The organism is Cupriavidus sp. JZ107, assembly GCF_053903255.1.
The window spans coordinates 1,250,901-1,267,173 of record NZ_CP096480.1 but is presented as its reverse complement, the minus strand read 5'-3'; the positions used below and the strand labels follow the sequence as shown (position 1 = coordinate 1,267,173).

The window sequence follows — 16,273 nt, the reverse complement described above, 5'->3', positions numbered from 1 at the left end:
TTTACAAAGCGTATCCGGAATATCACGGTGTGACGCATTCGTTGTGAGAATCCTCTGACATACTTTGTATCTAGTTGCTTACAAAAAAACATAGCCGAGCGCCATTTCCGTACGAGCCAGCGGCGGCGCCGTCACAAAGGAGAAACGGGATGCACAAGCATGGGGCAAACCAGGGGCAAGTCTCGTCCGAAGTTCCCACTTCGCAGGTCAATGCCGCTGCTCGGAGGATGGCGCTGTCGCGTTTCCTGCGAGGCGGGCGGCTGACCCGCTGGAAAGGGCAGCTGGTCAGCTGTCCGCCGCTTTCCCTTGATCTGTTCCATGCGCCGAGCCCTGGCGTGATGCTGGCCGTGTTCCTGTCGGCCTTCGGCATGCTGGCGAAGCCCGTCCTTGCCGAACAGCGGTATTGGGACGCGAATCAAACGGCCGTCGGAGTCGGTGGGGCCGGCATCTGGGATACGAGCACATCCCGCTGGAGCCCGAACAGCGATGGTGTCAGCGGTCCTTACTCGGTATGGAACAACGGCCTGGGAGACGATGCGATCTTCACCGGGACCGGCGGCGCGGTGACGATCGGTACGCCGATCAGCGTCCACAACCTGACATTCAGCAGCAACGGCTATTCGCTGACCGGCAGCAATCCGCTGACATTGACCGGCGCTGCACCGACGATTACCACCGATACCGGCGTCTCGGCCACCATCGGCGCGGCCATTGCAGGCACGACCGGCCTGACCAAGGCCGGCGCTGGAACCCTGTTTCTGACCGGTACCAATACATTCTCAGGGGGCGTCAACGTCAATGACGGCGCCTTGAACGTCAACAGCAATGCGGCGTTGGGCAGCGCCGGCAATGTGGTCAACATGAATGCCGGCCGCCTGGTCGCCAGCGGATCGCTGCAGGGGCGGACGATCAACCTGGTCGGGCCGTCCGCTTCGGTGGCAGTGCAGGGGGCGGGAGTCGGCGACGCGCACTACACCGGCAGTGGCGGGGTCCAGATTGGCACGGGTGTCGCGATGACCGACGACACCAATGACTTTACGGGCCAGGCCTGGTTCTGGTCGAACGGGGCCGTGGCATTCACCTCCGTGCGCGACTACGGGCAGGCGAGTTCGCTGGGCGCTGGCACCGGACCCAACGGCACGATCCGCTTCACCTCGGCGCTGCAGTACTCCGACAGTGTCACTTACGTCGGCACCGGCGACAGCTCCAATCGCGATTGGGCGATCGATCACTTCACGACTGGGTCTACCCCATCCGGCACGCTGTTCATCAATGGCGGCACGGGGGCGTTGAACATCAGCGGCAATATCTCGGTCAGCAGCACCGTGCCGGTTGCCATGACGTTTCGAGCCCAGACGGCCGACCTCGGACTGACGGGGACCATCAGCAGCGGCAGCGCATCCCGCCTGTTCCGCTTCGATGGGAGCGGCAGCAATCGCACCGTCACGCTGGGCGGCGCCAACACCTTCGCAGGGCCCGCCTCGATCGGCAACGTCACGGTAAAGGCCTCCACGCTTGCCAATGCCGGTGCCAACAGCTCGTTGGGAACAGGCAACACGGTCCTGCTGACCGACGCCGGCGTCCTCAGCTATACCGGTGCCGGCGCTGCCACCAACCGTACCTGGACGATCACCGCCGGCACGACGGCCGCGACAATAAGCAACGATGGTACGGGCGCGCTGTCACTGACAGGCCCGGTCAATTTCGATGCGGCGGCCCCCACCGATACGCTGACGTTGGGCGGCAGCTTTACCGGCGCCGACAACACCATCAGCGGGACGATCGCAGGCAATGGCGATCTCGTCAGCGACGGCGCGGCGACCTGGGTGCTGAGCGGCAACAATACGCGCACCGGCAAGCTGACCGTTACCAACGGCACGCTGCGCGCGGGCAGCGCCACCGCCTTCGGCACGACCACGGACGTTCGCATCGATGGCGGCACGCTGGATCTCGGCGGTCATGACCTCGGCGCCAGCTCGCTCAACGGCAGCGGCGGCAGCGTGGCGCTCGGCGGCGCCGACCTTTCGCTCAACATCGTGACGGGTGCGAACAGCAGCTATGCCGGCTCGATCCAGGGTGCCGGCAACCTGATCAAGGATGGCGGCGGCACGCTGACACTCAGCGGCGCCAACGCCTACACCGGCACCACGCAGATCAACGGTGGCACGCTCGCACTCGATTTCACACCTGACAGCGCGCCGGCCAACAACATTCTGGCCAGCACCTCGACGGTGACCATGTCTGGCGGCTCGCTGCTGGTCACTGGCGACGACGGCGAGAGCAATTCCCAGGAACTGGCCGGCCTGACCGTCAACGGTGGCAGCAACACGGTTGGCGCGGTGGCTGGCACCGGTGGCAGCGTCACGCTGGACCTCGGCACGATCACTCACAATGGCGGCCTGGTCGACTTCCAGGTTCCCACCAGCGGCAATATCAAGACCGACAGCGCGTCCGTAGGCGGCTGGGCGACCGTCAACGGCACCGACTACGCCAAGGTCGATGCGGGCAACATCGTCGCGTTCACCGAGTCCGACTATACGGACATGGACGACGCCGCCACCTGGGGCGCGGGGCAGTACATCACCGACGTCGACGGCTTCTTCGGCACCGTCGGCAGCACGGTGCAGCTCGCGGGCCTGCGCTACACCGAGCCGGTGTCCACGACGGTGACAGTCGCCGACGGCCAGACGCTCGGCGTCGACGGCACGATCATCGTCGCCCCTTCGGTGGGCGCCAACGACCAGACCATCAGCGGCGGCATGATCACCGGCACCACGGGCGGCGGCATCCTCGGCGTGCAGCAGAACAGCGACGGCAATTTCACCATTGCTTCGCAGATCACCGACAACCAGGGCGCGTCGGTCGGATTCACCAAGGGCGGAACGGGCCGGGTCACGCTGGACAACGGCGCGAACAGCTACACGGGTGGAACCACCATCGCCGGCGGCACGCTGTCCGTCGACACGATCGCCAACGGCGGGGCCGCCAGCTCCATCGGCGCCTCCGGCCCGGCGGCTTCGAACCTGATCATCCAGGGCGCGACGCTGGAATACACCGGCGATGGCGATGTCAGCGACCGCAGCTTTACCATCGCACGCTCGGGTACCGTTACCAGCGCAACCATCGCCGTCACGGACCCCGCGGCCCGGCTCCAGTTCGGTGGCGTGGTGACAAGCCCGGATGGGGCGGGACTGACCAAGAGTGGGCCCGGTACGCTGGTACTGTCGAATGGCGGCAGCGATTACACGGGACCGACGACGATCAATGGCGGCACGCTCGAGGTCGGCACGCTGGCCAATGGCGGCAGCAACAGCAGCATTGGCGCCTCCTCGAACGCCTCGTCCAACCTCGTGCTGCAGGACGGCGGCAGACTGGCCTACGCGGGCGGGACGACCTCGTCGGATCGCGGCTTCACGCTGACCAATGGCGGCGGCATCGGCGTGTTGGACCCCGGGGCGGCGCTGACCCTGAGCGGCACCGCGACAGGCGGCGGCGGGCTGACGAAGACCGGGGGCGGTACGCTGATCCTGTCGGGTACGAACGACTACACAGGCGGTACCACCGTCAGTGCGGGCACGCTGCAGGCCGGCTCCGCAAAGCCCTTTGGTACCGGGCCCGTGACGGTCAACAGCGGGGCCACGCTCGACATCGCCGATATCGCGAACGTCAGGACAGGCGGACTCGCCGGCGACGGCACCTTGAACCTGGGTGTCCTGTCCACGACGCGCTACATCATGGACGGCACCGGCAACACGTTCAGCGGCATCATTGCCGGTGCGGGCGGGGTAACGCTCGGCTCCGGCGCGCAAACCTTCAGCGGATGCAAGAACACCTATGCGGGCCCGACCACGATCTGGGGCACGCTCAATGTGTCCTGCCTGGCCAACGGTGGCGAGGTCAGCGACATCGGTACGTCCGACGCCGACGCCAGCAACCTGGTACTGGCCGGTGGCACGCTGAACTACACGGGCAACAGCGTCACCACGGATCGCGGCTTCACCACTGGAGGGTGGATCGGCGTCGCGAATTCCAACACGACGCTGACGTTCCAGGGGCAGGCGATCGGCGGCGGGCAGCTTGTCAAGCTGGGCGCTGGCACGCTGGTGCTGAGCGGCAACAACACCTATAGCGGAGGGACGACGATCCAGCAGGGCACCGTGCGCGCCGGCTCCACGAGCGCCTTCGGTACGGGAGCGCTGATCGTCAACGCGGGTACGGCGGATCTTGCGAACTTCAGCAACACGGTGCTGAGCCTTGGTGGCGCCGGCAATGTGACGCTCGGCTCCGGCACGCTCGCGATCAGCCATGGCCAGTCCAGGACGTTCAGCGGTGCGATCAGCGGCAGCGGCGGCCTGGTCAAGACCGGCGCCGGCAGTACGCAAGCGTTGTCAGGCTCGGCCAGCAGCTATACCGGCTCGACGCGGATCGACGGCGGCACGCTGGTGGTTACTTCGCTGAAGGACGGCGGCGTCAACAGCTCGATTGGCGCGTCGCTGGCGGGCGCCGGCAATCTGGTGCTGAACGGCGGCACGCTGTCGTACGCCGGCACCGGCGACAGCACCAATCGCCAGTTCACGCTCGGCGCCGCAGGCGGCACGCTGGATGCATCGGGCAGCGGCGCGCTGCGCTTCACCAGTACGGCAGCGACCACCCTCGATGGCACCGGCAGCCGTACGCTGACGCTCAGTGGCACCAGCACCGCCAACAATGGCCTGGCGGCTCAGATCAGCGACGGTGGCGGGGGCACGACCGCGCTGACCAAAACCGGCGCCGGAACCTGGGTCCTCGAGAATACCAACAGCAACTACAGCGGACCGACCACGATCAGCGGCGGCGTGCTGGCCGTGACCAAGCTGGCCGACGGCAACCAGGCCAGCAGCATCGGGAACTCGTCCAGTGCCGCCTCGAACCTGGTGATCGGCAATGGCTCGACGCTGCGCTACACCGGCGCTGGCGATACCACCGACCGCCAGTTCACGCTGGACGTCGGCACGACCTTCATCGAGTCCTCGGGCACCGGGGCGCTGGTGTTCGACAACACCGGTCCGGTGACGCTGACCGGCACCAATACCGGCCGCACCATCGCGCTGGGCGGGACGAACACCGGCAACAACACGATGGGGGGCACCATTGGCGACAACGGCACCGGCCAGACCGTGCTGGCCAAGAATGGTACCGGTACCTGGGTGCTGACCGGCAATAACAGCTACTCCGGCAATACCGTCGTCAACGATGGCACGCTGGTGGTCGGCAACGGCGGCACGTCCGGCAATGTCGGCACGGGCAACGTGATCGTCTTCGCCGGGACCTCGACGCTGGCGGTCAATCGCAGCGACACCTTCAATATCAACGGCACGCTGAGCGGCGCCGGTGCGCTGTCGCAGATCGGCACGGGCACCACGGTACTGGCCTCGACCGGCAACAGCATCGGCGCCACGCGCGTCGGCGCCGGCACGCTGCAGGTCGACGGCAGCCTGGCCAGCGCAACCATCGGCATGAGCGGCGCCTCGGCGCTGACGGTGAACGGCACGATGACGGGGGCCGCCGGCGCGGCCGCGGCGCTGACCGGCGATGCCGGTGCCAGCACCATCACGGTCGGCACCGGCGGCCTGTTGCGCGCGACGGGAGACCTCGGCGACGGTGCCGATACCGTCAATGTCGCCGGCACCCTGGATTCCGGCGCGACGGCATTGAGCCTCGGCGCGGGTAACGACACGCTGCGGCTCAACGACGGCGCGACGCTGGCGGGCACCGGTGTGAGCGGGGGCGCCGGCACCGATACGCTGGCCGTCAACAACGCCGCGGCGCTGACGCTCGACGGCGCCCGTGTCAGCGCATTCGAAACGCTGAACAAGCAGAACAGCGGTGTGCTGACGCTGACCGGCAATCATGCCTATTCCAGCGGCACGCTCATCGATGCCGGTACGCTGCAGATCGGCAACGGCACCACGACGGGTGCGCTGACCGGCAACGTCGCCAACAACGGCACGCTGGCGTTCAACCGGTCCGACGCGTACACCTTCGCCGGCACGATCTCCGGCAGCGGTGCGGTGAACCAGATCGGCACCGGGACGACCACGCTGACCGGCACCAACAGCTACACCGGCGCCACCAACGTGCAGTCGGGCACCTTGCTGGTCAACGGCAACCAGTCCGGCGCCACCGGCACGACTTCGGTGGCCAGCGGCGCGACGCTCGGCGGCACCGGCACCATCGGCGGCTCCGTGACCGTTGCCGACGGCGGCACGCTCAGCCCCGGCAACGCAGCGGGGGCACCCGGCACGCTCTCCATCAACGGCGGCCTGCAATTGGGTCCGAATGCCAACCTCAACGTCAATTTCGGCGAGGCCAACGTGGTCGGCGGCCAGTGGAACGATCTGGTCAACGTCGGGGGCGACCTGACGCTGGACGGCACCATCAACGTCTCGCAAAGTTCGGGAGGCAACTTCGGGCCCGGCATCTATCGCGTGATCAGCTATGCGGGCGCGCTGAACGACCAGGGCGCGACGCTGTCGCCGTCGAGCGGGCTCTCGCTGCAGACGTCTATTGCCAACCAGGTGAACCTCGTCAACGCCAACGGGCTGTCGCTGAACTTCTGGGATGGCGATGCCGGTCCGAAGAACAATGCGGCGGTCAACGGCGGCAGCGGGACATGGCGCGCCACCGGCGATAGCAACTGGACCGGGGAGGCGGGCACGATCAACGGCGTCTACGCCAACGGCAGCTTTGCGATCTTCGCCGGCGCCGCCGGCACGGTGACGGTCGACAACGGCAATGGCGCCGTGCAAGCCTCGGGCATGCAGTTCGCCTCCGACGGTTACCGCATCCAGGGGGACGAGATTGCGCTCGCCGGCACGCAGGCGACCATGCGTGTGGGCGATGGCAGCAGCGTCGGCGCCGGCTACACGGCCACGGTGGCGTCGAACCTGAGCGGCACGAGTGAACTGGTCAAGACCGATCTGGGCAAGCTGGTGCTCGAAGGCACCAACAGCTACGCCGGCGGCACCCGGATCAATGCCGGCACGGTCAGCATCTCGGCCGATGCCAATCTGGGCGATGCGTCCGGAGGCCTGACGCTGAACAACGGCACGCTGCAGACCACGGCCGACCTGTCGAGCGCGCGTGCGGTGACGCTGGAAGGCAACGGCACGATGCTGACCGATGCGGGCACCACGGCGACGCTGAGCGGCGCGGTGTCGGGTGCCGGCGCGCTGACCAAGGATGGCGCCGGCACGCTGGCGCTGGCCGGCGACGCCTCGCACACCGGCGGCACCACGATTGCCGCGGGCACGCTGCAGATCGGCGCCGGCGGCACCACCGGCAGCCTGGCGGGCGACGTGGCCAACAACGGCACGCTGGCCTTCGATCGCAGCGATGCCTACACCTTCGACGGCACGATCTCCGGCAGCGGCGCGGTCAGGCAGTCGGGCAGCGGCACCACGATCCTGACGGCCGACCATAGCTACAGCGGCGGCACCACGATCGACGCCGGCACGCTGCAGCTGGGCAATGGCGGCACCACGGGCATGATTGCCGGGGATGTCACCAGCAACGGCACGCTGGCGTTCAACCGCGCCGACACGGTGACGTTCGGCGGCACCGTCTCGGGCACCGGTGGCGTCCGTCAGGACGGCGCGGGCACGACGATCCTGACCGCGGCCAACAGCTACGGCGGCACGACCACGGTCAACAATGGCACGCTGCTGATCCAGGGCGACCAGTCGCTGGCGACCGGCGCGACCACGGTCAACGCCGGCACGCTCGGCGGCACCGGCATCGTTGGCGGCGATGTCACCGTGGTCGACGGCGCGAGCGTGGCGCCGGGCGGCACCACCAACGTACCGGGCATGCTGACGATCAACGGCGACCTGACGCTGGCGTCGGCGGCCAACATGAACTACGACTTCGGCCAGGCCGGCGTGGTTGGCGGTGCCTACAACGATCTGATCGAGGTCGGCGGCAACCTGACGTTGGGCGGCACGCTGAACGTGTCCGAGAGCGCGGGCGGCAACTTCGGTCCGGGCCTGTATCGCGTGATCAGCTACGGCGGCACGCTGGTCAATAACCCGGTCACGGTCAGTTCGCCGGACTATTTTGTCCAGACCTCGATCGACAAGCAGGTCAACCTGGTCAACACCGCCGGATTGACGCTGAACTACTGGGACGGCGACGCGGGCGGCAGGAACGATGGCCAGATTGCCGGAGGCAACGGCACCTGGCACGCCGGCCCGACCAGCGACAACTGGACCACCGACACCGGCAATGCGAATGCGCCGTTCCAGGACCAGAGCTTCGCGGTGTTCGCGGGCACGCCGGGCACCGTCACGGTGGACGACAGCCAGGGCAACGTGAACGTGGCCGGCATGCAGTTCGCGGCCGACGGGTATCGGATCGAAGGCGATGGGATCGGCCTGACCGGCACGCAGGCGACCATCCGCGTCGGCGACGGCACCGCTGCCGGCGCGGGCTATACCGCGACCATTGCGTCGAACCTGAGCGGCGGCAGCGAACTGGTCAAGACCGATCTGGGCAAGCTGGTGCTCGAAGGCACCAACAGCTACGCCGGCGGCACCCGGATCAATGCCGGCACGGTCAGCATCTCGGCCGATGCCAATCTGGGCGATGCGTCCGGAGGCCTGACGCTGAACAACGGCACGCTGCAGACCACGGCCGACCTGTCGAGCGCGCGTGCGGTGACGCTGGAAGGCAACGGCACGATGCTGACCGATGCGGGCACCACGGCGACGCTGAGCGGCGCGGTGTCGGGTGCCGGCGCGCTGACCAAGGATGGCGCCGGCACGCTGGCGCTGGCCGGCGACGCCTCGCACACCGGCGGCACCACGATTGCCGCGGGCACGCTGCAGATCGGCGCCGGCGGCACCACCGGCAGCCTGGCGGGCGACGTGGCCAACAACGGCACGCTGGCCTTCGATCGCAGCGATGCCTACACCTTCGGCGGCACGATCTCCGGCAGCGGCGCGGTCAGGCAGTCGGGCAGCGGCACCACGATCCTGACGGCCGACCACAGCTACAGCGGCGGCACCACGATCGACGCCGGCACGCTGCAGCTGGGCAATGGCGGCACCACCGGCATGATTGCCGGGGATGTGACCAGCAACGGCACGCTGGCGTTCAACCGCGCCGACACGGTGACGTTCGGCGGCACCGTCTCGGGCACCGGTGGCGTCCGCCAGGACGGCGCGGGCACGACGATCCTGACCGCGGCCAACAGCTACGGCGGCACGACCACGGTCAACAATGGCACGCTGCTGATTCAGGGCGACCAGTCGCTGGCGACCGGCGCGACCACGGTCAACGCCGGCACGCTCGGCGGCACCGGCATCGTCGGTGGCGATGTCACAGTGGCCAGCGGCGCGACCCTGTCGCCCGGCGCGGCGGCGGGCAACCCTGGCACGCTGACGATCAATGGCGATCTGGCGCTGCAAGCCGGCGCGACGCTCGACTATGACTTCGGGCGCGCCAACACCGTTGGGGGTCCGCTGAACGACCTGGTCGAGGTGGCGGGCGACCTGACCCTCGGCGGCACGCTGAACGTCAAGACCGCGGCGGGTGGCGCCTTCGGTCCGGGCGTCTATCGCGTGATCAGCTACGGCGGCAATCTGCTCGGCGGCACGCTGGGTCTCGGCACGCTCTCCACCGGCTCGCGTGCGACCGTGCAGACATCGATTGCGCAGCAGGTCAACCTGGTCAACGCGTCGAACAACGCGCTGAACTTCTGGGACGGCGATGCCGGCGGCCGCGGCGATGGCAGCATCACCGGCGGTGACGGCACCTGGCGTGCCGCGGGCGACGACAACTGGACCGAGGCCGATGGCGGCGCCAATGCCGCATTCGGCAATGGCGGCTTCGCGGTCTTCGCCAGTACCGCCGGCAAGGTTACGGTCGACAACAGCCAGGGACAGGTGGAGGCGGCCGGCATGCAGTTCGCCACCGGCGGCTATACCGTCGACGGCGACCGCATCGTGCTGACCGGTAGCGACGCCACCATCCGCGTCGGTGATGGCACCGCCGATGGCGCCAACTATGTCGCGACGATCAATGCGGCATTGAGCGGCAGCGCCGGCCTGACCAAGACCGATGCCGGCACGCTGGTGCTGGGCGGCACCAGCGACTACACGGGCCCGACGACGGTGGCCGGCGGTACGCTGACGATCAACGGCGCGATCGCGAACTCGCCGGTCTCGGTGCAGGGCGGCGCGACGCTGGCCGGCAACGGCACCGTGGGTTCGACCACGGTCGCCGGCGGCGCGACGATCGCGCCGGCCGGCAACGGCAGCGGCACGCTGACCGTCAGCGGCAACTACGTCCAGCAGGCGGACGGCACCTACCAGGCGCATGTCGATCCGACTTCGAGCGCGTCGGATCGCATCGCGGTGTCGGGCAGCGCCACGCTGGCCGAGGGGGCGCGCCTGAACGTGACCAAGACCAGCAACGCCGCCTATGTGGCCGGCACGCGTTACACGGTGCTGACCGCGACGGGCGGATTGCATGGTGCCTTCACGCTGACCGGCGATACGGCCGTGACCGCCTTCATGGGGCTGCGCGGCGACTACGACGCCAACAACGCCTATCTGGTCGTGCAGCAAGCCCGCGCGATCGACAGCGCCGGCCAGACGCCCAACCAGATTGCGGCGGGCCGCGGTGTCGACAGCCTGACCGACACCAATCCGCTGAAGACCGCGGTATTGAACCTGACCGACGACGCAGCGGCGCGCAACGCGCTCGACCAGCTGTCCGGCGAGATCCACGCCTCGCTCCGGACCGCGTCGATCGAGGAAAGCCGCTTTGTTCGCGATGCAGCCACCGATCGTCTGCGCGAAGCGTTCTGCGCGGTCGGCTCGGAGCAGGACAAGCGCGATGCGCGCGGCGCGGCCGACTGCGGTCCCGAGTCGCGCCGTCCGAGCGGCTGGGTGCGCGTCTTTGGCGCGTGGGGCGGTCACGATGGCAACGGCAATGCCGGCGCGATGCACAGCGCTACCGGCGGCATTCTGCTCGGCGCGGATTCCGCGGTGTCGCAGAACTGGCGCGTCGGTGTGCTGGCCGGCTACAGCCACACCAACGTCGACGTCGATTCGCGCCACTCATCCGGCTCGATCGACAACTACCATGCCGGCATCTACGGCGGCGGCCAATGGGGCGCGCTGGGTCTGCGCACCGGTGCCGCTTATACCTGGCAGGACATCGGCACTTCGCGCTCGGTCAACTTCGGCGGTTTCCGCGATCAGGCGAAGGCGGACTACCACGCCGGCGTGGCGCAGGTCTTCGGCGACCTGGGCTACCGCATCGATGCCGGCCGGTATTCGTACGAGCCGTTCGCCAATGTCGCCCACGTCAATCTCGATACCCGCGGATTCGACGAGCAGGGTGGGGCGGCGGCGCTGGCGAGCCCCGGCAATACCAGCAACGTCACGTTCAGCACGCTCGGCCTGCGCACCACGGCGGACATCTCGCTGGGCCGCCTGACCGGCACGCTGCGCGGCTCGCTGGGTTGGCGCCATGCCTTCGGCGACCGCATGCCGATGTCGACGCTGGCGTTCCGCGGCGCGGACCAGTTCGGCGTGGCCGGTGTGCCGATCGCCGACGATGCGGCCGTGGTCAATGCCGGGCTGGACGTGAAGGTAGGCAAGGCCACCACGGTGGGTGTCAGCTACAGCGGCCAATTCGCTGGCAGCTCGCGGGCACAGACCGTCAAGGCTTCGCTGAAGGTGTTGTTCTGACCGTACGCAAGGCTTGGCCCCTGTGGCCCGGCCTTGCGAGATCGACGGACCACGGAGCGCACGGAGTTTTCCGCGCGCTTTTTTTTTGTTCGGCGTCATCGCCGAGCACGGGATCACGAGGATTCGTAGTCGGGACTTTGTGTCAAGGAACTGACATTTGATCTATCAACAATGAAGCCGTCCTGCCCGCTGGCGCCGTGCATCGATCCGGTGCTTGCCGTCCCGACGCCAGGCAGAAGGCACGACGCAAACGATGCCGTCCCCGTCCCCCACCTCCTGGAGACCCGACCTATGCTCCCTGAACTTGCGCCGCCATCGCCGCGCCGTCCCACGCTGCGGCTCGCGGCCGGTGCCCTCGTCACCGCGCTGCTGCTGGCCGGCTGCGGCGGCGGCGACGATGGTGCGACCCTGTCGCCCTCGGCCGCTCCCGACACCACCAATCCGAGCGGCAAGCTCCCCGGCAAGCCCGGCAACTGCTCGAGCCGCTGCGCGCCCTGACTGCGCGACGTTCCCAACGAACAAGAATCCGCCATGACATTCAATCCGTCGAAGCGACAATTCCTGAAGGCTTCGCTGGGCACCGGCGCCGCTGCCGCCGTGCTGGCGAGCTTCCCGCCCGCCATCCGCCGCGCGCTGGCGATCGAAGCCCACAACGCGACAGGCACCATCAAGGACGTCAAGCACGTCGTGATGGTGATGCTCGAGAACCGTTCGTTCGACAGCTATTTCGGCACGTTCAAGGGCGTGCGCGGCTACGGCGACCGCTTCCCGATTCCGCTGCGCAACGGCCGCACCGCGCTGTACCAGACCGATGCGAACGGCAACATCATCACGCCGTATCACCTCGACGAGACGGCCGGCAACGCGCAGCGCGCCGGCGGCACGCCGCACAACTGGGCCGACTCGCAGGCGGCTTGGGACCACGGCCGCATGGACCGCTGGCCGGTCGCCAAGCAGCCGCTGTCGATGGGCTACTACGATGACGAGGAGGTGACGTTCCAGCGCGCGCTGGCCGATGCCTTCACGCTGTGCGATGCCTACCATTGCGGCATCCATACCGGCACCATCGCCAACCGCCTGTTCTACTGGACCGGCTCGAATGGTCCGACCGGCGACAACGTCGCGGTGACCGTCAACGAGTTCAACGGCGGCGCCGACGTGGGACCGTCGACCGAAGGCTGGACCTGGGAAACCTATGCGGACCGGCTGCAGGCGGCCGGCGTCAGCTGGAAGGTCTACCAGAACATTCCGGACAACTTCGGCTGCAACCAGATGATGAGCTTCCGTCATTGGCGCGCCGAGATGGAGAAGATGCCGGCCGGACGGCAGGTATCGAACACCAACGCGCCGGGCTTCAATCCGCCGTACGACCCCGCCATCGACGACCGCTACAGCCCGTTCGCCAAGGGCTTCTGCAACACCATGGCCGACGGCGGCTTCCTGCAGTCGCTGCGCGACGACGTGCAGAACGGCCGCCTGCCCGAGGTCTCGTGGATCATCCCGCCGGCCGAGTTCAGCGAGCACCCGGGACCGTCGAGCCCGGCGAAGGGCGGCTGGTACGTACAGGCGATTCTCGATGCGCTGACGTCGGACCCCGAGGTCTGGAGCAAGACCGCGCTGATCATCAACTACGACGAGAACGACGGCTTCTTCGACCACCTGCCGCCGCCGACCGCGCCGTCGCGCAATCCGGACGGGACCGTCGCCGGCAAATCGACGCTGTCCGATGCGCAGATGGCATTCGAATACCACGATTACCAGCCGGCGACGCCCAAGCAGCCGGCCCGCGACGGCCGGCCCTATGGCCCGGGTCCGCGCGTGCCGATGTGGATCGTCTCGCCGTGGAGCCGCGGCGGCTGGGTCAATTCGGAGGTGTTCGACCATACCTCGGTGATCCGCTTCCTCGAGGCGCGCTTCGGCGTGATGGAGCCGCAGATCAGCCCGTATCGCCGCGCGGTATGCGGCGATCTGACCAGCGCGTTCAATTTCGCGACGCCGAACGCGAACCCGCTGCCTGAACTGGCGGGTCGTACCACACGAGCGGAGGCCACCAGCCTGACGGCCGCGCAACAGGCGATGCCGAAGATCCCGGTGCCCGCCACGCCGGCATTGCCGGTGCAGGACGCCGGCACGCGCCCGTCCCGTGCGCTTCCTTATGAGTTGCACACCAGTGCGCGTGTCGATGCCCGCAACAACCGGCTGCAGCTGCTGTTCGCCAATGCCAGCGCGCGCAGCGCCGGCGCGGTGTTTCACGTCTACGATCGCCTGCATCTGGACCGCATTCCGCGACGCATCGTCGTCGAGGCCGGCAAGATGCTGGACGACGTCTGGGACCTGAGCGGCGACGGCGGCAAGTACGATCTGTGGGTGCTCGGCCCGAACGGCTATCACCGCAGCTTCGTCGGCGATGCGGCGGAGCAGGGCGAGGCGATGCCGGAGATCCAGGTCTGCTACAACCCGTGCGAGCGGCCGACCGTGCAGGTCAAGCTGCATAACAACGGCCGCCGGCCGATCCGCTTCACCGCCGAGGCGCTGGCCTATCGCAACGATGGTCCGTGGACGAAGATGGTCGCTCCCGGCAAGGTCGTCGAGTTCGAATGGGCGATCGGCGACTCGGGCTGCTGGTACGACTTCGTCGTGACCTGCGACGCGAGTCCGGCATTCCGCCGCCGCTTTGCCGGACGGATGGAGACCGGCAAGGACCTGGTCAGCGATCCGGCGATGGGGCAAAGCGCCTGAGTCGGCCGCAGTCGCGGAGGACAACCCCGTCGTTCCCGCGCAGGCGGGAACCCAGTGTCTTTGAAAGCCGCTGGGTCCCCGCGTTCGCGGGGACGACGGAGGTTGGCCGGCGCGCCGCGCCCGCTCAGCCAGTTCGCATGAAGGTGCCCAACCCTTCGTGGTCGTAGTACTCGAGCGTCAGCCGATCGCTGCCGAACCACACGCGCGAGATCGTGCCGGGCGTCGCGTTCTCGTTGCGCAGCTGGAACGTGTAGACGTCGCCATCCCAATGCGACAACGGCAGCACCAGCGGGGCGGGACCGATCGTCAGCACCAGCCCGCCCGCGGACTCGCGCACCGTGATGGGCCCGTAGTAGTCGTTGGCGTAGTCGCCGGCATAGACGGACAGCGCGCGCGGCGGCAGCGGCGAGGCCGGCGGCGTGGCGCCGACCAGCGCGCCCTCCGGCGCCAGCACCGGTGCCAGCGCCTCCTCGATGATCGTGGCCCAGTCCTGCTGGATCGCGCCGTGATCGACCAGATCGAAGAACTGGTTGTTGATCGTCTCGGGCACGCCGATCGGATAGCCGTTGGTCAGCGTGACGATCGCCAGGCCGAGCGATGGCACCGCGAGAAAGGCCGTGGCGGCGCCGAGCGCGAACGCGCCCGAGTGGTTGTACATCGGGCGGCCAGCGGGATTGGTGCCGACATTGAAGCCATAGCCGTAGAAGCCGGCCGGACGTCCGCCTGCCGGCGGCGTCGACTGATTATGCGGGGCGATCGCTTCCCTCAGCGCACCAGCGTCGACGATGCGCCTGCCTTCGAACATGCCCTCGCCGAGCATCATGATCAGCCAGCGCGCGACATCGTTGACCGAGGCGCTGACGCCGCCGGCCGGCGATTGCGCATCGGCATCGCGCACCGGGCCCCGTACCCACACGCCGTTCTCCCGTACGTGGCCGACCGCCCGATTGTCGCGGGCCACATAATCGGCGTGGCGAGAGCTGGTTCGCGTCATGCCGAGCGGTCGATAGAGGGTCTGCTCCGATAGCGTGGCCCAGTCCGTCGCCGCTGCGGTTGCGACCGCTTCGGCGGCGGCGGTCAGCCCGAAATTGGTGTACTGGTACGACGCGCGAAACGGATGCAGCGGCAGGAACCGCAGCCGCTCCAGCACCTGGCGGCGGTCGTACCCCATGTCCTCGAGGCGGTCCCCGGCATGGTCGGGCAGACCCGAGCGATGCGAGTACAGGTCCGCCACGGTCAACACCGGATTCACTTCGGCATCGGACAAGGCAAACCACGGCAACTGCGATTGCACCGGCGTGTCCCACCGTACGCGTCCGATTCCGACCTGATGCGCGACGACCATGGCGCCGATCGATTTCGACATCGAGGCGAGCTGGAACACGGTATCGGCGTCAACGGGCGCGGTCTCGTCGACGGCCCGCTTGCCGAATCCTCTGGCATAAACGATTCGACTGCCGGCTTGATCGCGGCGCACCACCGCGGTGACCACACCGGGCACGCCGGTGCGCGACATCTGGTCGGTCACCAGCTTGTCGAGGCTGGCGATGGCCTCGGTGATCCGGGCCTCCGGCACCGGCGACGGCTGACCCGAGGGTGGCGGGGGATCGTCGTCGTCGCCACCGCAGGCGGCGAGGGCGGACCCCAACGTGGCGACGAGAAACGAGCGGCGCGAATGCAAGGTCGTCATGGCGGGTTCCCCTTCGTGTTATTCGGGCAGGCCGATGCGCGCGCAGCGCTCCTGTCTTGCTGGACAGTAGAAGCTGCGGCGGCGAATGTCGAGGACGGGAACGGGG

The 16,273-nt window shown here is 68.1% G+C and carries 4 protein-coding genes; 3 read left to right on the top strand and 1 reads right to left on the bottom strand.

The genetic code is table 11. The features are described from left to right. Window positions 1–149 precede the first annotated feature (149 nt). From M1D55_RS05345 to M1D55_RS05335, 3 genes are all read left to right on the top strand, one after another. Window positions 150–11,738, top strand: a complete 11,589-nt coding sequence (locus M1D55_RS05345; RefSeq protein WP_456280304.1) for an autotransporter-associated beta strand repeat-containing protein — start codon at window positions 150–152, stop codon at window positions 11,736–11,738. A gap of 291 nt (window positions 11,739–12,029) precedes the next feature. Continuing rightward, window positions 12,030–12,236: a hypothetical protein gene (locus M1D55_RS05340; RefSeq protein ID WP_064576577.1), complete on the top strand. Its 207-nt coding sequence runs from the start codon at window positions 12,030–12,032 to the stop codon at window positions 12,234–12,236. A gap of 33 nt (window positions 12,237–12,269) precedes the next feature. Then, window positions 12,270–14,477: a phosphocholine-specific phospholipase C gene (locus M1D55_RS05335; protein WP_064576576.1), complete on the top strand. Its 2,208-nt coding sequence runs from the start codon at window positions 12,270–12,272 to the stop codon at window positions 14,475–14,477. Between the two features lie 124 nt (window positions 14,478–14,601). On the opposite strand, the gene M1D55_RS05330 is transcribed toward M1D55_RS05335, so the two are convergent. Beyond that, window positions 14,602–16,167, bottom strand: coding sequence for a serine hydrolase (locus tag M1D55_RS05330; RefSeq protein WP_456280303.1), 1,566 nt, complete (start codon window positions 16,165–16,167; stop codon window positions 14,602–14,604). Between the last annotated feature and the right edge of the window lie 106 nt (window positions 16,168–16,273).